Consider the following 26,779-nt stretch of genomic DNA (forward strand, 5'->3'; position numbering starts at 1 on the left):
GAAATGATGTCTCAAAAATACAGTTTTTAAGAAACAAATAGCAGATTAACCTTGCATTAACCTACGATTAACTTTCAGAACTATGTTTTCAAAGCATTTTTGCAGCAACATAAAATCAAATTTCATAAAATGATACATACAAAAAGACTTGTAGGAGGATTATTTGCTTTCTTTTTTTTAGTGAATTGCCACGCAACTGAAATCATAAAAGAGAAGCAATATGAATTGAATATTGCTACAAAACAAAAGGCTGTTTTAATTTTATTTCCCTGCTTTCCCTGCAATATAGAAAATACTAAAAATGAAGCTAAATTTCTTAAAAACTTAAAAGCCGAAGGTATAACCACATTGTTGTTGAATTACAACTTGAAGCTTTATTTATCAGAATCAGAAAAAAAAGAATACTCGTTGGCACTCAATTCAATTTTTGATCGAAATAAAATAGCAAAACAAAACATTTTTATTGGTGGTTTTTCTAGCGGCGGTAATTTGGCGCTTCTGCTTTCTAATTATCTTATTCAAACTAAAAACGCAATACAGCCAAAAGGTTTATTTGTGATCGATTCTCCTTTAGATTTAGAAAGACTTTATATTGGCGCACAAGATGATGTGAAGAAAAATGTGAGTGAAGAAGCGGTTGAAGAAGGAAATTATTTAATACAACTGTTAAACAATGATCTTGGAAATCCGAGAACAAATATTGAGCCTTATAAAAAAGCATCTCCATATTTGATTTCTTGTAATTCAAAAGAAAATATAGAATACTTAAAAGATATTAAAATTAGGTTCTATTGTGAACCAGATTTAGATTGGTATTTGACTAACAAAAATAGAACTTATGAAGAATTGAATGCCTTTCATTTAGAAAAAGCATATGATTCATTATTGAATTTAGGAGCAAAAAAAATAGAATTTATAAAGACTTCAAACAGAGGATTTGATGCGAAAGGAAATAAAAAACCGCATTCTTGGAATTTAGTTGAAAGAGAAGATCTGATAAAATGGATTCTTAACTAACTGATGAATTTCTAAATCTAAAATCAAATTCAATAATGAATTATTTGCCATTAAAACTACTTATTAGCATTTTACTTTTTTGCCTTTCATTTTTTGCGAATGCTCAAGCTCAGAATGAAACAACGAAAGATTCGATTTCAAATCAATTAAATGAAGTTGTAATCAGTCGGGAGAAAAAAACGATTACCAATTTAAACGGAAACATAAAAGTTGATGTTGCCAATTCAGTTTACAGTACCATTCCAAATCCGATCGATTTGCTATCAAAACTTCCATCGGTTCAAATAAGCAGCGATCGAGAAAACATTTCGATTGTCGGAAAAGGAAATCCGCTGATTTATATTGACGGTCAAAAAGGAACTATAAACGATTTAAATGCTTTATCTGTTGCCGATATTAAAACAATAGAAATCATTAAAAATCCGTCTTCTAAATACGAGGCAGAAGGTCGTGCCGTAATTTTGATTACTAGAAAATGGAGTAAAAAGGACAGTTTTAAAACTGAAATTTCTGAAGTAGCTTCATTTAAAAGAAACTACAATAATTATTTAGGTTTTAATTCTAGTTTTAAAAAAGATAAATTAGAATGGAAAGCTAATTTTAATTACAATCGACGAAATCCGTGGGAAAATCATAGTTTGGAATATGAGATGCCAAAGGCTTCAATAATTTCCAATTATGATGTGACGGCAAATTCTAATGTAAAGGAATATGTTTTTGGAGGAAGTGTGTTTTATAAAATAAACGAAGACGATTATTTGTCTGTTAATATAAACGGTAAAATGCGAAACGATACTTTCGACATTAATACGTTTACTTTTAATCAAAACCAAAATCAAATAAACAACATTCTTACGTTTAGCGAAAATTCGAGTTCAAAGAATTTTATCAATTCGTTCATCAATTATTCAAAGAAAATAAAGGCTATTGATACCAAGATGTTTATTGGTTTTCAAGGCTCCAATTACAATCAGCATTTATTAAGTTTAGTGCAAAATAATTTTAATGACACTGCTTTTGAATTTTCGCAAAATCGCGATCAGAAATTTAATGTTGATGTTCTTTCTGGAAGAATCGATTTGGAGAAAAAGTTTAAAAACGATTTGAATTGGGAGTATGGCGCACTTTATTTGGCTGCCAAATCCAAATCGGATTACGATGTTTTTGACTATGAAAATAATCAAAGTACAACTTTTGAGTATTATTTTAAAGAAGCAAATTCTGCAGCGTATTCGCAGCTTTCAGGAAAGATTAAAAAAGTCAATTTTTCAGTTGGACTAAGAGTTGAAAATACCAATGTAAGCGGAAAGTATAGTAATGAAAGTAGTAATTTGGTAGATAGGAATTACACTAATCTTTTTCCGAAAGCGCAATTTTCATTTTCGCTAGACAGTGTAAAAAGTATAAATGTGGATTATTCTAAAAGTATTTCTAGACCTAATTATTCTTCGCTAAGTATGATTGCAGCCTACATAAATCCATATTTTATTTATGGAAACAATATCAATTTAGGGCCAACATTTATGGATGTGCTTTCAGCTACTTTTCAATATCATGACAAATCGGTAAAGCTGACTATTTATGAAAATAAAAATCCTATTTACCAAGATTTTGTATTTGATAAAGAGACAAATGTGATGACTTTTACATCAAAAAACTTTAAAAAAGAATCGGGTTATAATATTGAGTTTACATTGCCCTTTAAATATAAATTTTGGGAAAACACCAATTCTTTAATTTTTGCAACCAATAAAATTGAAGATGATTTAGCTTTGTTCAATTCTTCCAAGACGTATTTGTATTATTATTCCAATAATACTTTTAACCTCCCAAAAGATTTCACATTTGTTCTTTCTTTTTGGGGATCTACCAAACAAAAAGAAGGCGTTTTTGAGCGTGGCGCGATGCTGATTTTTGATCTTTCTTTGGCAAAGAAACTTGGAAAAAACTGGAATTGTGTTTTGAGTTATAATGATCTGTTTAAAAATATGATTTATACCGAAAAATTTACGATCAACGCTATTAGTTCAAAAGTGCGATATTTGGGTGATGCAAACGAAATTTCTATTGCTGTTCGTTATTCTTTCGGGAAAGTAAAAGATTCTGAATTTAAGCAAAAGAGCGTAAATGAAAGCGAAAATAGAATAAGATAAAATAAAAAATCCCTTGATTCTCAAGGGATTTTTTTATGTTTTAGAAAGATCGTTATCCTTCGTCTTCTTCGGTTTCTTTTTTAGTAATATCATCATGAGGCAATTCTTCATCATCATCGGTTGAATTTAGTTCGAAGAAACTAAAAAAAGAACCGCCGTAACTTTTCTGAAAAGAAAAATTACTCATGTGATCCAATTTGGTGTATTTTGAATGCTCGATAATCATCATTCCATCATCTTCCAATAAATCTCTTTCGAAAACGGTTAGAACAATTTTTTCAAAAGTAGCCTGATCCAATCCGTAAGGCGGATCAGCAAAGATGATATCGTAAGTTGTTTTAGAATTTTCTAAAAATTTAAAAACATCGCTTTTCGTTGCAGCAATATCAAAATCATATTCAGAAGAAACTTGTTTGATAAATTTAACGCATCCAAAATCTCCATCTACAGACGTAATAGGTGCGCTTCCGCGTGAAGCAAATTCATAACTGATGTTTCCTGTTCCCGAAAAAAGATCTAAAACCTTTAAACTATCAAAATTAAAATGGTTATTCAAAACATTAAACAATGCTTCTTTACTCATGTCAGTCGTTGGCCTTACAGGTAGATTTTTTGGCGGAAAAATTCTGCGTCCTTTGTATTTTCCTGAAATGATTCTCATGATTGAAATAAGATATAATGTTTTTGATTTTGAGCGGTTGTAAAACTATTTCTTTCTTTTAGTTTTGAAACGTCTATAAAAGAAATATGGCGCACATATTTGTAAGCTATAGCATAAAACGGATCGTTTTCTGTAATAGTTCCTAAAAGTTCTAATTTGAAACTTTCGGGATTCATACTCATTTGCTCAGCCGTAAATAAAATATAGTAGATAAAATCTTCTGGAGTATTGTATTCGAATGAATTAAAAAGCAAAAGTTTTTGATTTTGCACAACGATTATTTCGAAATTTCCTGGATTAAAATTGACGATCATTTTCTTATCGTCGTTGTTTCGTGAGCCATCCAAGATTTTTTCGACCAAAATACTATTGGCATGTTTATAATCAAAAGAGCCTACATTGTCAATTAGAAAATTGTTTATGTTCACAAACGGAATATAAACCGAATTCATTTGATAATTTGGGATTTGATCAAAAGTAAAATGATCTGTTTCGAATACTTTCGAAGTATATTGCAAGTAACTTCCTAAATAATTTTCGTCAAACAAAGCAGTCGGAACAAAAGTAGAAAGGTTATTGTTGTGAATAACCATTACTTCATCGTAATTGTTTTTTAATTCAGGATTATTTCTGAAAGCTTCATTGAATAAATCTTCAATTCGAGATGTTTTGTTAGTAGTATCAAACTTTATTTCTTTAAAAGAAGTAATGATATTATTTAAAGTATCAAAACAGCAATATGAAAATCCAGTCAGAGAAACCTGAATAGAAAGTTTCCTGTAATTTTTTGAAGTAATGTTAGTATTTTGTAATGACATAGTTGATTTACAATTCGTTACCTGTTTTAAATCAAGAAAGAATTTAAGCGACCACAAACTTACAAATTAAAAAGGAACAATTATAATTGCAATTTCAAAAAACAATTTGGATTTGAGTTTAAAACAAGGTTAAGAAAAGGTTTATTTAATTGAAAATTAATTAGTTATATTTTGTTTGGGTGCTAATTGATTGTTTTTTGCTATTTATTGCAATTACTATTGAATTTTGAAATTGCCATTGCCATTAAAAAAAGCGAACTTTGTATTTCAATATCACTTTATGAATTCTGCACAGTTTTACGGTACTTTACAAAAACGATTTCCTTTTGCTCCAACTTACAAACAGGATATTTTTTTTCAGAAAATTGCAATCTTCCTAACCGAACCTCAAAACGACACGATTTTCGTTTTAAAAGGATATGCGGGAACGGGAAAAACTACCGTTATTTCTACCATTGTTAATAATCTTGGCGATATCAACAAAAAATATGTTTTGTTGGCGCCAACAGGACGAGCGGCAAAAGTAATTGCCAATTATTCAAATAATCCAGCATTTACAATTCATAAAAAAATCTATTTCCCTAAGAAATCATCCGGCGGTGGCGTGGCTTTTACTAAACAAGTCAATAAACATAAAAACACCATTTTTATCGTCGACGAGGCTTCGATGATTTCAGATAGCACATTAGACAGTGGATCGCTTTTAGACGATTTGATCAATTATGTTTATTCTGGAAACAATTGCAAAATGATTCTTTTGGGAGATACGGCGCAGTTGCCTCCAGTAAATTTAGATATAAGTCCTGCGCTTGACATTCAGACTTTGGGAATTCATTATGACAAAGAAATTGAACATATCGAGTTGGACGAAGTAATGCGTCAGGAAGAAAGTTCAGGAATTTTATACAATGCTACTGAATTGCGTGAATTGCTGAAAGAAAGTTTTATAACAGAATTTAAATTCAACGTCAAGAAGTTTAAGGATATCGTTCGACTTACTGATGGTTACGACATTCAAGACGCGATTAATACAGCATACAGTAATTATAGTATTGAAGATACTGCTTTTATTGTCCGTTCTAATAAACGTGCAAATCAATACAATGAGCAAATTAGAAGTCGAATTTTATTTAAAGAAAGCGAACTTTCGGTTGGTGACTTTTTAATGGTCGTAAAAAACAATTATTTCTGGCTGAAAGAAACCGATGAAGCTGGATTTATTGCCAACGGAGATATTATTGAAGTTTTAGAACTTTTCGGAATCAGAGAGTTGTATGGGTTTAAGTTTGCGAAAGTAAAAATCAGAATGGTCGATTATCCAGAGCAAAAACCTTTTGAAACGGTTTTAATTCTAGATACTTTAACAAGCGAATCGCCTTCTTTAACTTATGAAGAATCAAATCGTTTGTACGACGAAGTAATGAAAGATTATGAAGATGAGCCGACTAAATACAAGAGATTTCAGAAGGTAAAAGAAAACGAATATTTTAACGGATTACAAGTTAAATTCTCTTATGCCATAACGTGTCATAAATCGCAAGGTGGACAATGGAATACTGTTTTTATTGAACAGCCATTTCTTCCAAACGGCATTGATACTGATTATATTAGATGGCTTTATACCGCTATGACACGTGCCAAAAATAAGCTATATTTGATAGGCTTTAAAGACGAGAGTTTTGAAGAGTAAATTTTAGCCACAGATTAAAAGGATTTTCACAGATTTTTTGATTTTGTTTTTCAAGTAATAATAAGCGTAATCTGTAAAATCTGCGAGAGATATTTAAACGCATTCTAAAAAGAAATCTTTTTAATCCGTTTAATCTGTGGCAAAAGAAAAATCTTTTTTACAATGACAACACTAAACGACTTACATTCGATTTCATCAACGTTTTCGAATACCGATAAAATGCCAGTTCTATTTTTAGGCCACGGTAGCCCGATGAATGCTATTGAAGAAAATCAGTTTGTGACGGGTTTTCGTAATTTGGCAAAAACACTTCCGCAACCCAATGCTATTTTATGCGTTTCGGCGCATTGGTTTACAAAGGGAACAAAAGTGACTTCTATGGAAATGCCAAGAACTATTCATGATTTTGGAGGTTTTCCGCAGGCGCTTTTTGATGTGCAATATCCCGCAAAAGGAAGTCCAGAATTAGCTGTTGAGACGCAAAAGATGCTAAATCCAGTCACGGTTGAATTAGACGAACATTGGGGGTTGGATCATGGAGCTTGGAGTGTTATCAAGCATTTATACCCAAATGCAGATGTTCCAGTAATTCAGTTGAGCATTGATTATACAAAATCGGGTCAATACCATTTTGAATTAGCTCAAAAACTGCAGGCGCTTCGCTACAAAGGTGTTTTAATTATTGGAAGCGGTAATATTGTCCACAATCTTAGAATGGTCGATTTCAGAAACTTTGATAAAGACAATTATGGTTACGATTGGGCAATTGAAGCTCGCGAAATTGTAAATAATTATTTGTTAGATGGAAATTTTCAGCCTTTAATAGATTTTGAAAAATTAAATAAAGCCGTTCAATTGGCAGTTCCAACACCAGAGCATTATCTCCCGTTATTGTATACTTTGGGCTTAAAGGACAAAAAAGATGAATTAGATCTGTTTAATGACAAATTATTAGCAGGTTCTTTGAGTATGACATCTGTAAAGATTGTTTAATTTACTTTGCAAATCTTTGTGCAATAGACTTAGACAAAGATTTGCAAAGTTTTTTCGCAGAAATTTGTTAAGATTATTTTTCCTTTTTCAAATTATAAGCATATAAATAACCGTCTGCACTTCCGTAAAAAATCACATTGTTATTGATAAATGGAGAAGAGACGATTGGACCCAATTTGTAAAATTCATCCATTATTCTTTTGTTTTCAGAATAAATAGATAAGTCAGCTTGTTTTGCCAGAAATCCAAAATCTAATAGATTATTATTGAGAATACTTTCGGCATATTTATTTCTGTTTTCTGTCGAAATAGTATTCGATTCTTTTCCGTCAGAAAGGAGATTCAAGTCGAAGAAATTTCCGGTAAAATCTCCAAAATAAATCGTATTTCCAGCAATTGCAGGAGAAGAGTAAACATATCCGTTACCTTTAAAACGGTATTTTTCTTTTCCTGTTTTTGCATCTAAAGCCAATAAAGCATAAGTATCTGAGGTTCCCACATAAACAGTATTGTTTTTAATAACGGCCGAGCTTAAGATCCATGAATTTTCAGCATTGTACTTCCAAATTACTTTTCCTGTATCAGCATCAAGTGCAAAGAAATAAGGATCTCTAGCGCCAAAATACACTATGCCATCAGAAACAGCTGCTGAAGCTTGAATTCCTGTAAAGCCAGTCTTAATTTCGGTAGAAAACTTCCATTTTTCTTTTCCTGTTTTTGCGTCTAAAGCATAAAAAATACCATCCCAACCGCCAAAATAAACGGTACTTTTATCTAGAACAGGAGTGCTATGTATTGCGGCCTTTGTCTGGAAATTCCATTTTAAACTTCCGTTTTTAGCGTCAACGGCATATATATTTCCATCACTACTTCCGAAAATTGCTAACGCCGATTTATTGTCTAGGTAGATAACAGGTGTAGAAAGATAAAAATCCCATAAATCAGCCATAAGTAAATCGCTTGGTTTCATTCCCCACATTCCGATTTCGCTGTACCAATGTTCGCCTTTGGTTTTAAAACGCCAGATTTCTTTTCCTGTTTTGGCATTTACAGCATAATAATGTCCATCAAAACTTCCAAAATAGACAATGTCATTGTAAAGGCTTGCTGAGCTATGAACAGCGCCATTGGTTTTAAATTTCCATTTTAGAGTTCCAGATTTTTCATCTGTAGCATAAAAATAACCATCTTCGCTACCAATATAAACTGTTTCGTTTTGTACAATTGGAGAAGAAAAGATTTTTCCTTCAGTCTTGAATTTCCATTTTAAATCTTGAATAGGTTGATATCCCTTTCCAGGAAAAATCCGATTTGAGAATGGATTTAAAATGTCCGATTTGTTCTGAGAAAAAGTATTAGAAGTAAAAATTAAAAAGAAATAGAGCAGGAGTAAGGTAAAGTTTTTCTTCATGTTTTTTCTTATAAAAGTAAAAATATTATAAGATATTAAAATGCAATGCGTTAAGAAATATGTTATAAATATATTTTAGAAAGCTCTTGATGTATAGTATATTTGTTATGATATGGAAATAGTAAACGAAAACGTCAAAGTTTATCAGTCATCAAAAAAAGATCAATTTATATTTTTTGCAATTGTAGCATTGCTAATAATTTTATTTTCTGCATTTAGCGGTTCGATAATAGCAGTGGTCTTTTGGTTTGTATTTTTTTTGCTTTGTGGTACATTAGCATTTGTTGCTTCAGTAAATTTAAAATTTACAATAGATTCTGAAAAAGAAGTAATTACTGTTGAAAAAATAAATTTTCTAGGAAATGTAGTAGAAATAAAACAGTATCCATTGAATCGGTATTATTTTGAAAGAAGATTTGTAAAGATGTATAAAAATCGAAAAAAAGATTGTTTTTCGTTTAGTGACAGTAGTTATGAAGGTGGAGAATTGTATTATAATAAAGAATTTTATACAGATGATTATATTATAGAAGGGCTTCCGAAAAAGATGGTGCGAGTAATAGAAAATGATATTCAAAAAATGCAAGATAAAAAGGGTCAAGTTTTATCTATAAATTCAAAATTGATAAATAATTAAAAAATGAAAATAATAGCTGTAATTCCGGCACGATATGCTTCAACTCGTTTTCCTGCTAAGTTAATGCAGGATTTGGGAGGTAAAACAGTAATCCTGAGAACTTATGAAGCAGCAGTTTCGACAAATTTGTTTAATGATGTTTTTGTCGTAACCGATTCTGATTTGATTTTTGACGAAATTGTTTCTAATGGCGGAAAAGCCATTATGAGCATAAAAGAACATGAATCTGGAAGTGATCGAATTGCAGAAGCCGTTGCGAATTTGGATGTTGATATTGTAGTGAATGTGCAAGGTGACGAGCCTTTTACAGAAGCGGGACCATTAGAACAGGTTTTATCGGTTTTTAAAAATGATGCAGACAAAAAGATTGATTTGGCTTCGCTAATGCGTGAAATATCAGATGAAGAGGAAATCAATAATCCGAATAATGTAAAAGTGGTGGTAGATCAATCACAGTTCGCGTTGTATTTTTCGCGTTCTGTAATTCCGTATCCAAGAGAGAAAAATGTTGGAGTGAGATACTTTCAGCACATCGGAATTTATGCTTTTAGAAAACAAGCTTTATTAGATTTTTACAGCCTCCCAATGAAATCTTTAGAAGCTTCTGAGAAGTTGGAGCAGTTAAGATATTTAGAGTTTGGAAAACGCATTAAAATGGTTGAAACAACTCATGTTGGAATTGGAATTGATACAGCAGAAGATTTGGAGAGAGCGAGAGCTATGTTGAAGGATCTTTAATTAATTTGAGTAACATTATCTACAATCTTGTCATTTCGACGAAGGAGAAATCTCCGTAAGAGGCTCGACAAAGATTGATTTGCATTGTGGAGATTTCTCCTTCGTCGAAATGACAAAACTGTGTGTTTACTTTGGGTAAAAAAAAAACGCTCCAAAATCTTGGAGCGTTTTTAGTATCTAAAATTCTTAATTACTGGTATAAAGCTGGATATTTAGAAGGATTTACTTCGTGCATCATGTCGTAAACTTTTTCGTAAATATCTTCAGCTGAAGGTTTAGAGAAATAATCACCATCAGTTCCGTATGCAGCTCTGTGTGCTTTTGCTGCCAAAGTCTGTGGTTTACTGTCTAGGTGTTTATATGCATCTTGTTCTTCTAAGATCTGCTGTAAGATGAATGCTGAAGCTCCACCAGGAACATCTTCGTCAATTACTAACAGACGATTTGTTTTGGCGACACTTTTTACAATGTCCTTGCTAACATCAAATGGAAGTAAAGATTGAATGTCAATAACTTCACATTCAATTCCTTTTTCTGCTAATTCATTAGCAGCTTGCATAACCAATCTTAAAGTTGAACCGTAAGAAACCAAAGTAATATCAGAACCGTCTCTTAAAGTTTCTACAACACCAATTGGTGTTTTAAATTCACCAAAGTTTAGCGGTGTTTTTTCTTTTAAGCGGTATCCATTTAAACATTCAATAACCAAAGCAGGTTCATCACATTCTAACAAAGTGTTATAAAAACCAGCTGCTTGTGTCATGTCTCTTGGAACCAAAACGTGAATTCCGCGGATTGCATTGATAATCATTCCCATAGGAGAACCAGAATGCCAGATTCCTTCCAAACGGTGACCACGAGTTCTAATGATTAATGGCGCCTTTTGTTTTCCAACCGTTCTATATTGTAAAGTAGCTAAATCGTCACTCATGATCTGAATAGCATACAGTAAATAATCTAAATACTGAATTTCAGCAATTGGGCGTAAACCTCTTAGAGCCATTCCGATTCCTTGACCAATAATAGTCGCTTCACGAATTCCGACATCGGCAACACGAAGTTCTCCGTATTTTTCCTGCATGCCTTCTAAACCTTGATTTACGTCTCCAATGTTTCCAACATCTTCACCGAAAATTAAAGTTTCAGGATATTTTGCAAATAAAGCATCAAAGTTATCGCGTAAAATCATTCTTCCATCTAAATCTGGTTTTGCATTTTCTGCATATTTAGGAAGAACTTTTTCTACTGAAAATATATTTTGAGCAGATTCAGAATGCTGATTGCTGCTGAATTTCTGTTGAGTTTCGTTTAGGAAATTTGTAATCCAATTAGATAAAAGAACCTTACTGTTTGGAACCTCAATAAAACGAAGAATCTTTCTAGCGTAAACTAATAATTCCTTTTTTAAAGGTGCTTTAATCGCGGCTAATTCAGAAATTAATTTTTTGATTCTTTCTTTATGGTTGATGCTTGCTTCGGCAATTTGCTCCAATAAAGCTAAAAGATTTTTTTGCTCTTCGATAATTGGATTAATAAAAGCATTCCAAGCCTCTTTTTTAGCTTCTAAAACTTCTTTCTTTAATTGAAAATCAAGTTCGGCCAATTCTTCTGGAGAAGCAATATTAATAGCAATCATCCACAAACGCATTTGGCGAATACAGTCAAAATCTCTTTCCCAAGCCAATCTTTCTGCACTTTTGTAACGTTCATGAGAACCAGAAGTAGAGTGGCCTTGAGGCTGTGTTAATTCGTTTACATGAATTAAAACAGGAATATGTTCTTCACGTGCAATTGCTCCAGCTCTTTCATATGTCGAAACTAGTTCAGCATAATCCCAACCTTTTACTCTAAAGATTTCATAACCTTTAGAATCTTCATCGCGTTGGTATCCTTTTAAAATTTCAGAAATATTTTCTTTTGTAGTCTGATGTTTAGCATGAACAGAAATTCCGTATTCATCATCCCAAACACTCATAACCATCGGAACCTGTAAAACTCCCGCAGCGTTTATCGTTTCAAAAAATAAACCTTCAGAAGTACTTGCGTTACCAATTGTTCCCCAAGCTACTTCATTTCCATTAACAGAAAATTTATCTTTAATTGTGATTCCGTCAACCTCTCTGTATATTTTAGATGCTTGAGCTAAACCTAATAATCTAGGCATTTGCCCTGCAGTTGGCGATATGTCTGAACTCGAATTTTTTTGTTTAGTTAAGTCTTTCCAAGAACCGTCTTCGTTTAAACTATGTGTTACAAAGTGTCCGCCCATTTGTCTTCCCGCAGACATCGGATCAAAAGCTAAATCGGTATGACCGTATAGACCGGCAAAAAATTGTTTTGCATTTAGTTCACCGATAGCCATCATAAAAGTTTGGTCGCGGTAGTATCCAGAACGGAAATCTCCGTTTTTAAAAGCTTTTGCCATTGCTAGCTGCGGAACTTCTTTTCCGTCGCCAAAAATTCCAAATTTAGCCTTTCCTGTTAATACTTCTTTTCGACCTAAAAGACTACATTCGCGGCTTGTTACAGCAATTGTATAGTCATTCAATACCTCAGTTTTGAAATCTTCAAATGTCAGTGTAGTATTGGTTTTTTCTTTTATCATAATCTTGTAGGGTCATGTTATTTATGTCGCGAAATTACTTAAAAACAATCAATAATCATAATTCTTTAAACTAAATATAATTTAATTATTTGTATTCAAATTCAAAAAACTACGTATTTTATTTATGTGATTTTTATATAAAATTTAATTTTGTTGATAATTTCGTAAGTTTTTGTTTAAAATTCATTTGATTAAAACCATTTTCGAGTGAAAAGAGTAACTAATGTTTTTGGTGAGAAAGTGATTATAAATCGTATTTTTTCATTGTATTTAGGTTGTGATATTTCCCATCCATTATTGGAGTAAACTGGAAAATAGAGTTCAAAATAGTCTGGAACCAAGTTTAAACGTACTCCCGAATCGTAAGCAAAGAACTCGCTTTGATGCTTGTTTTTCAAGAAACCAATGTCTCCATATAGTTCTACCCAGTTCCATATGGCATAACTGGCATTTAAAGTCGTTATCCATTGATTGGCATATGCTGGTTCTAATTGCGATTTGAAACCACCTTCGGCAATAACATACTGCTGGCTAAAAAATCCAGTGCTTTCAGATCTACCAAACAAATTATAGTCAAATAAATAATCAGTTGGGCGGTCTAATCCAAAACTAAAATAATCTGAATTTGTTGTGTTGTACAAGAAGGTTCCTGCATACAATCTTAAATTTAACTTTTTATTGTTTTCAAATAACCTTCTATATTCCACCTCTCCAGACATTTTTCCGAATCCGCTAGAAAGCTGCAAATCGGTCATAAAGCTAAAATGATTGATTAATTCTGTTTTAGTATTTCCATAACGGGCATTAAAAATAGAATAATTGGGTTGCGAGTTATCTGTTATATAAGCACTCTCTTCACGATTTACAATAACCTGACGTGCTAGAATGTATTGTTTTCGATTATCTCTAAAATCTTTTTCACGAATGCGAAACTGCACCATTGGATTTAACTTCAAATAAGTGGCATCTGGTGCATAATGATAATAATTTTGACTAATAGAATAACGAACATTATATAAAGTACTATTTCTATAATTCTGATTCCATGAAAAAGCCGATGAACCAGAAATCGTACCCGCTTTAATTGAATAAGCTGGGTTAATATCAAAATTAAAAGGTTTGTCTAAAATGGTCTTATTATGAAAACGAACTCCAGGCGTTATACCATCATAATAGTTGTAATTTAATGTTGGGATATATAAAATCTGATTGTAATCTGGGTCTTCTAAATCTTTTGAAAAATTAAATTTTAAAGGACGATTCAGCGAAACATGTTTTAAAGATCTCCAATTGTTTCTTTGGTTGTATTCTGGAACTTCATTGTTATAATTAATTACAATTTTGTCTGCATTTTTTCGGCTAAGTTCATAAACAGAATCTTTTGTTTTAGGCTCAATCCACTCTTTAAAAACAACTTCTTTCTTTTTAATTCCGTAAATCGGAATAGGAGCATATATTCCAGTTTTGTTTTTAATAGAAAACTTTATGCTGTCTGCTGTTCTCGAAACGTGAGAAAATTTATAATCGATAATATCTCTTGAATCGATAATGGTTTTAAAGAACCAATCGATATTTTTTGAGCTTTTTTGAGTTAAAATTTTTTCAAAATCATAACGATTAGACTGACCAAATTGATTCAAGTTATAAAATTCTTTGATGCTTTTTGGAACAATATCGTGATTAAGATAATCGTCTAGATAACTCAAACTTAAACCAGCGCGGTATTTACTGGCAATTTGTTCGTTAAACTTGATTAGCGTATTTTTCGGATCTCCCAATGGCTGATCCAAATTTTTACGTGCCATTAGCATATAGTAATAGCTGTATTGCTCATTAAAAGTTAGATTTGTAATATTATAACTTTTAAAGAGTTTCATGTCAGACAGTTTTCCCAGCATTTTTTCATCACGATGATGTTCTTCCATATAATTCATCATGGTATAAATCTGGATGGCGTCATAAACCCAATTGTCTTTTCTTGGGTCTAAACGAAGACTATTCTTGAGATAATTATTTAAAAAAGTCTTTAAAAACTGAATTTCAAATATAAAATCGTCCTCAAACGGACTAATAAATGAAGGCAGCTGATTTAATCCGTAAAACGGATTTCTGTCATAATCGATCTGAGAAACCGTTATTTTTTCATTCGGATATTTGCCAATAACTTTTTCAGCGTAAGAAACCACTCGGTTGATTATAATAGCTCTCTGAAATTCATCTATTTTTTTGTTTTTTAGATTAGTTTCTACAAGTAAATAGCCATTATCATACGTTCTAAAGCTATTTTGTTTTTCGATATAAAGGCTAAAATCGGTTCTGTTTCTTCCTGAAAAAGAGTAAATGCTATAGGTTTGATTGGTCGTGTCTTTTGAAATGGAATTTAAATCGGTAGTAATAGAATACTGGTTCGGAATTTTAATTTCGACCTCATAATCGCTCACTGCATTCGCGATATCATCTAGATTAAAATTGTTGTATTTTACAAAAAGACCATTTTCAAAGCGAGCAGGGCTTAAGAACCAGTTTCTTAGTGCCATTCCGCCATTTTGATCAAAACCAAAACGAGTGAATTTATCGTTTGGTATTTTTACAATGTAATTAAGGTGCAGGTCAATTTTTTCGTTCGGAAAAAGTTTACGATCCAGTTTGACAACAATATAATCAGGATTCTGGGCGCTTCTTTCCCATTCTAAAGCCGAAAAATTAGTTTCAGTTAAATTGATGATTGTTGTTTTTCCTCTATCGACAGCTTTAGCTAAGTGGAAACCTTTGTAAAATTCATCAGAAAAACGTTTTGCCAAAGGCGTGTTTTTGTCGGCAAAAGCATTGTTCCAGTCATTTAGAACAATCGTAGTCAGCGTATCATTTGTTGTATTATGATATGTAATATCTTGCTTAACGTTCAGTGTTTTAAGCTCAAGATTCACTGCCACTTCCATCTTAGAGAGATGTTGCGCAGTTAGTTTTATCGAAAATGATAAAGCTAAAAAGAGGCAAATAATTTTATAAAGTGCTTTCAAATAATGGCTTAAAAATTATCAGATATACTTACGTTACGGACATATTGAAGTTACGGATTTTTGTAAAAATAGTATAAAAAAAGCTGTTTAAAAAAACAGCTTTCAATTTTTGCGTATTTGCAGTATATTTTAACCATATAAGTGATATAAGTTCATTTAAAAAGATTGCTTTAAACGCTACGCTTATATCACTTATATGGTTCGAAAATTAGAAATTCGGACTTAAATCGTACTTTTTGTAGAATTTATCCAAAGCTTCAACAACTTCGTCTTCTGTGTCTACAATTTTAAATAAATTTAAATCTTCTGGGCTTACTGTATGCATTTTTTCAACCAAAACGGTTTTAACCCATTCAATCAGTCCAGACCAGAATTCAACTCCAACCAAAATAATCGGGAATTTTCCAATTTTCTTAGTCTGAATCAAAGTGATAGCTTCAAACATTTCGTCCAAAGTTCCAAAACCTCCTGGCATAACCACAAATCCTTGCGAATATTTTACGAACATTACTTTTCTCACAAAGAAATAGTCGAAATTCAAGTTTTTATCATGATCAATATACGGGTTGAAATGCTGCTCAAATGGAAGCTCAATATTTAAACCAACCGAAGTTCCACCACCTAAATGTGCACCTTTATTTCCAGCTTCCATAATTCCGGGACCACCTCCTGTAATCACACCGTAACCTGCTTTACTGATTTTATAAGCAATTTTTTCTGCCAATTGATAGTATTTATCCTCTGGTTTTGTTCTCGCCGATCCAAAAATAGAAACACAAGGGCCAATACGTCCCATTGCTTCGTAACCATTTACAAACTCAGACATAATCTTAAAAATTGCCCAGCTGTCATTGGTTTTAATTTCATTCCACGTTCTTTGTTTCAAACGATCCTGAATTACTTTATCTTCATCATTATCAAAATCTTCTAATCTCATTTTAGGTATTTTAATTTATTATTATATTTCTATGTAAACGGAAGAAGGAGCTATTTCCTGCTGTCCGCTATATCTTTTGTGGCGAACCCCGCCACAAAAGGATGCCGCTCCCATCAGGGCTAGGGCAGTTGGTTTCAAATAAACATTTGGTTTAATTGAAACATGTTTTCTTTAAAAAAGCATGGATTTTTCAAAAAAAGCGGACACTAAATTAACGCTTTTTTCTAGAATTGTTACAAAAAGCAGTAATTATAATCCAAAAGTAATGTTGTGATAATAATCAAATTTAGTTTTTTTGATTCATTATCAGTTGATTGGATCAAATGATTTTCTTAAATTATTATAAGAATCCACAAAACATATACAATAGCTTAATTGATTGACGTTGCAATTTAATCTAGGTTTTCTTCTATTTTTTTTCCATTCTCGTCCCATTGAGAAAATGTATTTTTGATAGCATCTCGGATAAAATAGATTTTTCCATTTTCGTAATATTGTTTGTGGTAAAGCTCTTTTCCGTTTTCGACTTTGCTTTCAAATTTTAAAATTCCATTTCCGTAATAACTATAAAATTTGCCAACTGGAATTCCATTAAGAACCTCTTCAAAATGTGATATTTTACCATTCTTGAAATAGCAAATTATTTTCCCGTCGAATTTTTTATTTTCCTTGTATAATAGATTGTGTTTGTATTTTCCTGAAAACTTAATTTCTCCGTTTTCATTATAATATTCAACGAAGTATTCGTCTTTATTAATAGGAGCGAATTTTTCCTTTAAATTACCGTTCTGATAGAAATAATAATGCGAGCCATTTTCGATAAATTTTAATTTTGGTTTACCATTTTTCCAATAAGTTGTTGATTCGTTTGTTGTATTATCAAATTGTTGCTTAAGATTTCCAATTTCATCGTATTCAATGCTTTTCCCAATTTGATTTCCGTAATTGTAGTCTCTTGTCCATTTAAGTTTGCCATTTTCATACCAATCAATATATTTGTCGTGACACTGATGATTTTTTACAGGACCAATTGATTTTTTCTTTCCAGACTCGTAAAACGATATATCGATATATTCAGTTGGCGTTGTAATTAATCTTAAAGATCTTATGTTATGATTTTTATAAAATACCGTATCAATATTAGTAAAATTCGCAGGTCTGATTTCTAAACTTTCTATTTCTTTATCAATGACGGTTTTTTTATTGCAAGAGACCAATGTAGATATAAGAAAGAAAATTAAAGCTATATTTTTTTTCATATTGATGTATTGGGGGCTAATTTTTACTCCAATTCTTTTTTCAAAAACTTAGCTGTATAACTCTTTTTATTCTGAGCCACTTCTTCTGGTGTTCCTTTGGCAACCAATTGACCGCCGCCTTTTCCGCCTTCTGGACCAATATCGATAATATAATCAGCAAGTTTTATAACATCCATATTATGCTCGATTACTAGAATGGTATTTCCTTTATCAACCAATTTATTGATTACTTCCATCAAAACACGAATGTCTTCGAAGTGTAAACCTGTTGTTGGTTCGTCTAGAATATAAAATGTATTTCCAGTATCTTTTTTAGATAATTCTCCCGCCAATTTAATACGTTGCGCTTCACCGCCAGAAAGCGTTGTGCTTTGCTGACCAAGTGTAATATAACCTAAACCAACATCTTGAATGGTTTTGATTTTTCTATAAATCTTCGGAATATTTTCAAAAAACGGAACCGCTTCATCAACCGTCATATCTAAAACATCAGAAATTGATTTTCCTTTATATCTAATTTCTAAAGTCTCTCTGTTAAAACGTTTTCCTTGGCAAGTTTCACATTCTACATAAACGTCTGGTAAGAAGTTCATTTCGATTGTTCTTACACCAGAACCTTCGCAAGTTTCGCAACGTCCGCCTTTTACGTTAAAACTAAAACGTCCCGCTTTGTAACCACGAATCATACTTTCAGAAGTCATGGTAAATAGATTTCTGATTTCTGTAAAAACTTCGGTATACGTTGCAGGATTTGAACGCGGCGTTCTTCCAATCGGACTTTGGTCAATATCAATTACTTTGTCGATATGTTCTAAACCTTCAATCTTTTTATAAGGCTGCGGTTTCTTTACTCCATTAAAATAATACGCATTTAAAATCGGATAAAGCGTTTCATTAATCAAAGTCGATTTTCCACTTCCAGAAACTCCTGTAACGCAAGTCATCTTACCTAACGGAATTTCAATTGAAACGTTTTTAAGGTTGTTTCCTGTTGCTCCGGTCAATTTCAAGAATTTGCCATTTCCTTTTCTTCTTTTCTTCGGAATATCAAATTTCATTTTACCATTCAAATATTGAGCGGTAATAGTGTCTGAAGCTAAAGTTTCTTTTGGAGTTCCTATGCTGATGATTTCTCCTCCATATTTACCAGCTTTTGGACCAATATCAATTACATAATCAGCGGTTTCGATCATGTCTTTGTCATGTTCTACCACAATAACTGAGTTTCCGATATCGCGTAATTGTTCTAGAGAATGAATCAATTTTTCGTTATCTCTTTGGTGTAAACCAATACTAGGTTCGTCCAAAATATATAAAACTCCAACCAATTGTGAACCAATTTGAGTTGCCAGACGAATACGCTGCGCTTCACCACCAGAAAGCGATTTTGAACTTCGGCTTAAAGCCAGATAATTCAAACCGACATTCATCAAAAAGTTCAAACGGTCTTTGATTTCTTTTACAACTTCAGATGCAATTAAAAGCTGCTTTTCTGTCAAATGGCTATTTAAATCTTGAAACCAAGCTGTTAAATCTGAAATATCCATATCACACAATTCGGTGATATTTTTTTCATTTACTCTAAAAAATAATGCTTCTTTTTTAAGACGTGAGCCATCGCAAACAGGACAATTAATTTCGTCCATAAAATCTTTTGCCCAACGTTTTATACTTGTTGTGGCACTTTCGTCATATTGATTTTTAATGAAATTAGAAATTCCCTCAAAATCGATTTTATATTCTCTTGTAACGCCAAGATCTTTTGAGTTGATAGAAAATTTATCTTTTCCGCCATACAAAATCATTTGCATTGCTTCTTGCGGAATTTTCTCGATTGGATCGGTTATTTTAAATCCGAACTTTTCTCCAATAGTTTCCAATTGTTTGAAAATCCAAGACGATTTGTATTCGCCAAGCGGAGCAAAACCACCAGCTTTTATAGATAATTTCGGATTCGGAATAATCTTCTTAACGTTGATTTCGTGTACAGTTCCTAATCCGTTGCAATGCGGGCAAGCACCTTTTGGAGAGTTGAACGAAAATAAATTTGGCTCTGGATTTTGATATGAAATTCCTGTTGTTGGACACATTAAATTTCTACTGAAATAACGAACCTCATTAGAATCCTGATCTAAAATCATTAAGACATCTTCGCCGTGATGCATCGCGGTATTGATGCTTTCAGATAATCTTTTCTGAGTATCTGGATTGTCTTCAATCACCATTCTATCTACAACAATCTCGATATCGTGTGTTTTGTAACGATCCAGTTTCATTCCGGCAACCAAATCCTGAACGTCTCCGTTTACACGAACTTTTAAGAATCCTTGTTTGGTAATTTGTTGGAATAATTCGGCGTAATGCCCTTTTCTAGCTTTAATTACTGGTGCTAGAATATTAATGCGTTTTCCGTTGTAATCCTGAATAATCAAATCTTTGATTTGTTCATCAGAGTACGAAACCATTTTTTCGCCTGTGTTATAACTGTAGGCATCTGCGCCACGTGCGTACAAAAGCCTTAGGAAATCGTAAATTTCAGTAATGGTTCCAACTGTAGAACGCGGACTTTTACTGGTTGTTTTTTGTTCAATTGCAATAACTGGAGAAAGTCCGTCGATTTTGTCAACGTCTGGACGCTCTAAACCGCCAAGGAATTGCCTCGCGTAAGCTGAAAAAGTTTCAACATAACGACGCTGTCCTTCGGCATAAATCGTATCAAATGCCAAAGAAGATTTTCCCGAACCTGATAAACCAGTAATTACAACCAGTTTTTCACGCGGAATAGATATATCGATATTTTTTAGATTATGAACTCTTGCACCAAGAACTTCAATAGTATTGTCTTTATCTAACATAATTTTGAGCAAAAACGCAAAGTTACCACTTTGATTTGTTCTTTTTGTGCTCGATAGCAAAACTTTATGTTACAATTAGTAACAAAAAACGCTAGTTTGAACTAGCGTTTTTAATATTCAGTTAAGTTAAAATGTTATTTTTTGACGATCTAAAACTATTTTTCAATCATCATAATTCTCTTTTTGTTGCTTTTCATTGATACTAAATGAGCTTGATTTATCATCACGTATTTTACCATCATAATAATTGTAACCTTTTACAAATTTGGCAATATAGATAAATTTCTTCTTATCAAATTTTGTTGTACTTGTTATTCCGCTATCTAATTCTTCATCTGTCAGTATGTGAGGAGTTTTCACTTGTACTTCTACTTCGTAAAGATCTTTTAGATAAGAATTCCAATTGTCATCTCCAGTGCCTCTGTAAAGTATTATCTCATCTCTCAAAAATGGAAGCTCATAATTAGCATTTTTAGCATTATGATAAGCATTCATATAGATGGTGTTGCCATTGTGATAATGAAAGTCAACATCTCCTCCAATACTATCCATTTTCTTTTCAGCGAGAGCAATAATGGCTTTTAGATCAGCAATTTTTTTTATTGTTTCTGCATTTTTTTCAAATGTCCTCTCTTTGCCAGTAGTTGCTCGGATAATTATTATAGTATCTATTTTTTCGTTATTTTGTATGTTATAACTTTTTAATGTTGCTAATAATTTCTTTTTGACACCATCATTAGATAAGCTGTCAGCAACATTTTTTTTTGATTCTTTAGTGCTGTATTTAGTCATCAAAGCTAACCATATGCCTTTATCATGTGGAGACATATTATTAAGTTTATTTACTAATATTATAGATTCTTCGCGTTTTTTGTAATCTGGTAGCGATTCAAACCATTTTACATAGTTTTTAACTTTGACTTCCAGAGATGGTGTTTGTTTTTTTGTTTGACTGTGTGTTGATAATGCAAGCAGAAATATAAGTGCTAATACTATTTTTTTTGTCATTTTTTTTCTAATTATTGGTTTATATCTAAACTTTTCATTGAGAATCCTGAGCTGATTTGTTTGGAAAAGAGATTAAGAAGATATTTAATTTTGAATATGGGCTTTTTATTTTTTATCCATTATATCATCTGCAACTTTAATAAAAGATCCTGCTTGAGGAGCAATTGCTTTAATCGCATTATTAACTAGTCTGTTAATTGCTTCCTCATTAAGTTTAAATTCGTTAAATTCATATTTTTCAACAAAAGAATATACTGGGTCAAAAACTGGAATTCCTTTTACAAATAACTGGCGTTGGAAACCAACATTTACATATTTATTTTTTTTGCCAAAAATTATATACTCTCTATCGGCTTCATAAGTTTCTTTGTAAGGAATGACGTTGACAAAATAGTCTTTCTCAAATTCTGCAGCAGCATCTTTTTTTCCTTTCTCATAAGATTCTCTTTCGATAGTAATGCATTTATTTTTTAATTCAAGAATCTGCTCATTTAATAGAATAACTTTTTCTTCAAGTTTTTTATTTACTTCAAAATCAATGTTAGATTTTAAGTTGAATAATTCTATCGATAATTTTTCTTTGTCATGAGTTAGCTTGGTTTGAATGTTTTTAAAGAATATTATCCAAACTAATGTTGTTAAGATTAAAGTGCTTACAATTGATATTATTATAATTTCCATGGTTATCTAGTTTTTTTGGATTATTAAAGCGCTGGCGCATGTTTTCCTTTTCCAGATCCATCTGGATGTCTGCTACATGAACTAGCTGTTAGGCTTGAAATGCTTGAAGTTGAAGTACCGCAGTATTTGCAGCTATATTTTGTTTTTTCTGAACCTTCATAAAGTTTATGTTTTCCTTTTCCAGAACCAAGCGGATGGCGCGAGCAAGAACTTGCAGTTAAACTTGAAATGCTTGATGTTTTAGTACCACAGTATTCACAATAAAAATTTGGCATATTTTAAAATTAAAGGGTTAAAACGCAAAAATAGAAGAACATTTAAGCGTTTTTTTTTTTCTTCTTTAATGGGCTTTTTATTGTATGAAAGCACCTTTCTGGCATAAAAACAAAAAAGCACTTGCCAAATAACAAGTGCTTTTTTAATTTTAAGAGTGAAATATTAAACCCAAAACATAATGGTTACTGTTGTACCGTTATGTTCGCTAAAATTAATTTCTATTGAATTCTCTTTTGAATCTTGTAAAAGCGACAAACGCTCTTTGGTAAGTTGAATTCCTTTAGATTCATGAAGTTTATTTTTTTTGGCAGCATTTATCCCCATTCCGTTGTCTATGATTTTACATTCTAAAATAGTTTCAGAAATCATTTTAAATGAGATTGTCAATTTAGGGTTCTGGTTAGATTCGTTAAAGGCATGAACAAAAACATTCTCAACAAATGGCTGTAATAACATTGTTGGAATCTCGGTAAAATGAGTATCTATTTCGTCTGAAATTAGGAGTTCAAAATCAATAGGATTTTCTAAACGTTTATTTTCAATTTTTATATATGCCTTTAAATACTCGATTTCTTCATCGATAGTGATTTTTTGTTTGGATGAGTTTTCAAGGGTTTTCCTAATCAATTTTGAAAATTCACTTATATAAATCATCGATTCTTCCATTTCTCTATGCGCAATATAAGACTGAATGGTATTCATTGCATTAAATGTAAAATGCGGATTCATCTGGCTTAACAAAGCTTCTAATTTTGTCTCTGCAATACGACGCTGGACAATGATTTTTTCGTTTGATTTCTTTTTAATTCTTAGAAAAACCAATACGATTATAATAAGTAAAATGGTTGCAACCAAAGAAATAAACCACCAGCTTAACCAAAATGGTGGCTGGATATAAAGCTGTAAAATGGTAAAAACTTTTGATTTTCCTGCGTTCATATCAAAAACTTCAATCATTACATTGTAGTTTCCAGCAGGTAAATAAGGAAGAAACAAATTGGTCTTTTCGCTGTATGGACTCCAACGATTGTTACTATTTAAACGATATCTGAATTTCAGTTTGTTTGGAAATGAATGTCCTTTAGGAATAAAATCTATAGAAAAAGAATTGTGCTTATAGTCAGAAATCAGTTGTTTTGAATTGTATCTAAACCATTTGTATTCTGATGATTTTAAAGGAACGTTATTGATGGCGATCTTATTAATTCCGATCTCAGAGACAGTCAATTGTGTTGCCGTCAAACGATTCAAATCTATGGTGTAATAGCCTTTTTTGGTTCCGAGCCATAAACTGTTTTCAAAAATTTGCGAGGTTGTAATTTTAGAATCTTGAAGACCTTGCTCTTTATCAATAAGCCTTATAACACCGTTTTTATAAATGTTTATGCCTTTTTCTGTTCCAATCAAGATATAGTCTTTGTAAGCTTCAAGAAATAGAATGGTGTTTCCGATAATTTCTTTTTTCGAAATGGTATTCAGTATTTTAAACGATTTTGAATCGTCAATTAAAAAAACATCTCCAAATTCAGCCGCTAAAATAAGTTGGCCTTTATTATTTTTTGTAATGTGTTTGAACTTTTTTTCTTTCCAGATTCCATCAGTTAAATACGATTTGAATTGATCTTTTTCATGTACAAACAAACCATTAAAAACAGATATAAGATAAGTCTTCTCCTTATTGTTTAAAATTTTTACAATATCTAAAGGTGTGTGTTTGTCAAATTCCGAAAAATGTTTGGCTTTTAAATTTGGCAAATCATCATATACGCGTACGCCTCCATAAGGAATTGTTTCTATAAATTTATGATCATTTGTAAAACCAATTTTATAAGTATGAATCGGACTGTAGCTTATTATTTTGCCTTCAAAATTAAGTTCAAAAATTCCAATATTACTTGTAACCCATAAAGAATTCTGATGTTTTAAAAGTTCATAAAACTCAATTTTGTTTTCAGGAATATTATAATCCAATTCATAATATCCATCGGCATGTGTAGGAAGTTTTAATTTTGTTTTTCGTATGAAATCAGTTTCATATTTTTTGAAATCGGATAATGAAATGTTTTTTAAAGCATTATTTTCATTGTTTAAAAATGTAATTCCATTTTGATGCAATATTATTTTTTGAGTTTTAATTGCTTCAAAATCAATAATGGTTTTATCATTGAAATTATAGTAATTGATTATTTGATCTAATTGAACTTCATAAATTCCATTGTCTTTTGAACCTACGTAAAGAATGTTTTTTTTGCCATTATATACAACATTCAGCAAATTCTTCGAAGTGATTCCGTATGATTCTGAAATGTCGATCATTTTATCATCAGAAATAGAATAAAGCCCGCCGCTTAAATCAAAAACACCCCAAGCTGCGGCATACAGAGTATTTTGGCTATCTTTTGCAAAGTCCCAAACAATAGAATTTCCAATTGGTTTTAATTTCTTTTTATTTGAAATTAAATCTTCAACTTTAAAGCGATCAATAAAACCTTTATTTCCAGAATAAATAATATAGTCGTACAAGCCTAAACCGTAAAGAAATTTATGTCTAAAAACTTCCTGAATTATTGGAGCTTTGTTTTCATAAATTATTTTAAATAAGCCTTCATTTATGGTTGAAAAATAAACCTCATTCTCAAAAACAAAAAAATCTGAAACCAAAAAAACACCAAACTGTGGTAAAATGCCTTTTGGAACTAGAACTTTGTTAGTTTTAATATCAATTATTGCAGGACCTAATTCTGTACCAACATACATTTTGTTTTTGAATGGTAATAGTTTTCGAACCCTTTCATTTGGCAATTTTTGTTTTTTATTAAAGACAGTAAACTCCCTGCCATCAAATTTAGTTACGCCACCGCTGTAGCTTGCAAACCAAATATTTCCGTCAGCATCTTCAGAAATGTCCCAACAGCTATTATGGCCTAATCCGGTGCTTTCATCCAGATTGGTAAACATGCCGTTTTCCATTCTAGAGACACCATTTTCGGTTCCAATCCATAAAACATTTTTAGAATCTAGAAACAAGGCTCGCACAGCATTATTGGGAAGACCTTCAGTTGTTGTATAATTTTTTGACGGAAAATATTGTCCAAAGAAAAATATTGGAAAGAAAAAAAGAAATGAACAAAATCTAAGCTTATTTTGTGATGGCATCTATAAGCTTGTTTTTTGTAAATTTTTTGTCTGAAACCTGAATTTCATGACCAGAAGTCATTTGTAGTTTAAATTCTTCCGATTTAAATTTTTTGACATGTGCAGCATTAATCAAATAACTTCTGTGAACTTTTAAGAAGTTTTTTTCTGATTCTAATAATTCGCAGATTTCTTTAAGGGACTTTGTAGCACAATATTTATGATCTTTAGTATAAATGTCGGTATAAGGACCTTCTGACTTGCAAAATAAAATTTCGTTAAGTTGAATGACGTCGAAGCCTGTTTTTGATGCAAGGGCAATTCGTTGTTTTCCTGAAGATTGGTTTTCTCTATTTTCCTTTAATAGTTGATATCTATCTAAACTATCTTTTTTTTCTAAAGCTAAATCTAGTTTACTAATGGCAGTTTTAAAATCTGGTATATGAATTGGTTTTATTAAATAGTCTAAAGCACTATTTTTAATGGCTTGCAATGCATGCTCTTTATATGCCGTTGTAAAAATAATTTCAAATGGAATTGTGTCAAAGTAAGAAAGTAAATCAAAGCCGTTTTCACCGGGCATTTGAATATCAAGAAAAACAAGATCTGGAGATTTTTTTTTAATTGATTCTAAAGCTGAGCGAACAGAACTGCATTGTTCGACTATTTCGATTTTGTCATCATAAATTTGCTTACAGAGTGTCTCTATAAGATTTCTTGCAGACAATTCATCATCAACAATAATAGCTTTAATTTTCATCTTTGGTGTGGCGTTTAAAAATAATTCTACTCTTGGGCTTTTGTTTGGTGCAACTCAAATATCCTGAGAAATATATTATTTGTACTAATATGAATTGAAAAATCAAATATAATATATTCTGTATG

Annotated in this window: 19 protein-coding genes; 6 read left to right on the plus strand and 13 right to left on the minus strand. The window is 31.7% G+C overall.

All coding sequences use genetic code 11. The annotated features are described in order from the left end of the window. The first annotated feature begins 129 nt into the window (after positions 1–129). Together AC1Q5Z_RS12960 and AC1Q5Z_RS12965 are read left to right on the plus strand one after the other, a co-directional pair. Positions 130–1,017, plus strand: a complete 888-nt coding sequence (locus AC1Q5Z_RS12960; RefSeq protein ID WP_343584497.1) for a hypothetical protein — start codon at positions 130–132, stop codon at positions 1,015–1,017. A gap of 35 nt (positions 1,018–1,052) precedes the next feature. After that, entirely contained in the window at positions 1,053–3,170 is a 2,118-nt protein-coding gene (locus AC1Q5Z_RS12965; protein WP_492445154.1) for a TonB-dependent receptor domain-containing protein, read from the plus strand. Between the two features lie 52 nt (positions 3,171–3,222). Here the strand turns inward: AC1Q5Z_RS12965 and AC1Q5Z_RS12970 are convergent, their stop codons facing one another. Beyond that, entirely contained in the window at positions 3,223–3,831 is a 609-nt protein-coding gene (locus AC1Q5Z_RS12970; RefSeq protein WP_198856257.1) for an RsmD family RNA methyltransferase, read from the minus strand. After that, positions 3,828–4,649, minus strand: a complete 822-nt coding sequence (locus tag AC1Q5Z_RS12975) for a DUF3822 family protein (RefSeq protein ID WP_198856256.1) — start codon at positions 4,647–4,649, stop codon at positions 3,828–3,830. Before AC1Q5Z_RS12975 ends, AC1Q5Z_RS12970 begins: the two co-directional genes overlap by 4 nt. A 280-nt stretch (positions 4,650–4,929) precedes the next feature. Between AC1Q5Z_RS12975 and AC1Q5Z_RS12980 the strand changes: the two genes are divergently transcribed. Together AC1Q5Z_RS12980 and ygiD are read left to right on the plus strand one after the other, a co-directional pair. Then, a complete protein-coding gene (locus tag AC1Q5Z_RS12980; RefSeq protein ID WP_492445155.1) occupies positions 4,930–6,339 on the plus strand; it encodes an ATP-dependent DNA helicase in 1,410 nt (469 codons plus the stop codon). Positions 6,340–6,501: 162 nt separating this feature from the next. Continuing rightward, positions 6,502–7,332: a 4,5-DOPA-extradiol-dioxygenase gene (gene ygiD / locus AC1Q5Z_RS12985; protein WP_343584489.1), complete on the plus strand. Its 831-nt coding sequence runs from the start codon at positions 6,502–6,504 to the stop codon at positions 7,330–7,332. 73 nt (positions 7,333–7,405) lie between these two features. On the opposite strand, the gene AC1Q5Z_RS12990 is transcribed toward ygiD, so the two are convergent. After that, on the minus strand, positions 7,406–8,743 hold the full coding sequence (locus tag AC1Q5Z_RS12990; protein ID WP_492445157.1) for an outer membrane protein assembly factor BamB family protein: 1,338 nt from the start codon (positions 8,741–8,743) through the stop codon (positions 7,406–7,408). 112 nt (positions 8,744–8,855) lie between these two features. Here AC1Q5Z_RS12990 and AC1Q5Z_RS12995 point away from each other — a divergent pair, with 112 nt between their 5' ends. Continuing rightward, positions 8,856–9,380, plus strand: coding sequence for a hypothetical protein (locus AC1Q5Z_RS12995; RefSeq protein ID WP_492445159.1), 525 nt, complete (start codon positions 8,856–8,858; stop codon positions 9,378–9,380). A gap of 3 nt (positions 9,381–9,383) precedes the next feature. Beyond that, entirely contained in the window at positions 9,384–10,118 is a 735-nt protein-coding gene (gene kdsB / locus AC1Q5Z_RS13000) for a 3-deoxy-manno-octulosonate cytidylyltransferase (RefSeq protein WP_343584482.1), read from the plus strand. 190 nt (positions 10,119–10,308) lie between these two features. Here the strand turns inward: kdsB and AC1Q5Z_RS13005 are convergent, their stop codons facing one another. The 10 genes from AC1Q5Z_RS13005 to AC1Q5Z_RS13050 form a co-directional block, all read right to left on the minus strand. Beyond that, positions 10,309–12,723: an alpha-ketoacid dehydrogenase subunit alpha/beta gene (locus AC1Q5Z_RS13005; protein WP_492445161.1), complete on the minus strand. Its 2,415-nt coding sequence runs from the start codon at positions 12,721–12,723 to the stop codon at positions 10,309–10,311. Between the two features lie 191 nt (positions 12,724–12,914). Next, positions 12,915–15,662: a gluzincin family metallopeptidase gene (locus AC1Q5Z_RS13010; RefSeq protein WP_492445163.1), complete on the minus strand. Its 2,748-nt coding sequence runs from the start codon at positions 15,660–15,662 to the stop codon at positions 12,915–12,917. A 289-nt stretch (positions 15,663–15,951) separates the two neighbouring features. After that, positions 15,952–16,680: an LOG family protein gene (locus AC1Q5Z_RS13015; RefSeq protein ID WP_111425481.1), complete on the minus strand. Its 729-nt coding sequence runs from the start codon at positions 16,678–16,680 to the stop codon at positions 15,952–15,954. Between the two features lie 392 nt (positions 16,681–17,072). Next, positions 17,073–17,939, minus strand: a complete 867-nt coding sequence (locus tag AC1Q5Z_RS13020; protein ID WP_492445165.1) for a toxin-antitoxin system YwqK family antitoxin — start codon at positions 17,937–17,939, stop codon at positions 17,073–17,075. A gap of 23 nt (positions 17,940–17,962) precedes the next feature. After that, positions 17,963–20,794: an excinuclease ABC subunit UvrA gene (gene uvrA, locus AC1Q5Z_RS13025; protein WP_492445167.1), complete on the minus strand. Its 2,832-nt coding sequence runs from the start codon at positions 20,792–20,794 to the stop codon at positions 17,963–17,965. Between the two features lie 162 nt (positions 20,795–20,956). Further along, positions 20,957–21,802 (minus strand): hypothetical protein, encoded by an 846-nt coding sequence (locus AC1Q5Z_RS13030; protein ID WP_343584469.1) that lies wholly within the window; start codon positions 21,800–21,802, stop codon positions 20,957–20,959. Between the two features lie 105 nt (positions 21,803–21,907). Continuing rightward, positions 21,908–22,483, minus strand: coding sequence for a hypothetical protein (locus AC1Q5Z_RS13035; protein WP_286968516.1), 576 nt, complete (start codon positions 22,481–22,483; stop codon positions 21,908–21,910). Positions 22,484–22,506: 23 nt separating this feature from the next. Continuing rightward, complete coding sequence (locus AC1Q5Z_RS13040; protein ID WP_286968515.1) at positions 22,507–22,758, minus strand: hypothetical protein; 252 nt, start codon at positions 22,756–22,758, stop codon at positions 22,507–22,509. Between the two features lie 163 nt (positions 22,759–22,921). Beyond that, positions 22,922–25,915 (minus strand): sensor histidine kinase, encoded by a 2,994-nt coding sequence (locus tag AC1Q5Z_RS13045; protein WP_492445170.1) that lies wholly within the window; start codon positions 25,913–25,915, stop codon positions 22,922–22,924. Then, positions 25,899–26,654 (minus strand): LytR/AlgR family response regulator transcription factor, encoded by a 756-nt coding sequence (locus AC1Q5Z_RS13050; protein WP_492445172.1) that lies wholly within the window; start codon positions 26,652–26,654, stop codon positions 25,899–25,901. Before AC1Q5Z_RS13050 ends, AC1Q5Z_RS13045 begins: the two co-directional genes overlap by 17 nt. Between the last annotated feature and the right edge of the window lie 125 nt (positions 26,655–26,779).

The organism is Flavobacterium sp. GW823-FHT06G12 (assembly GCF_058794775.1).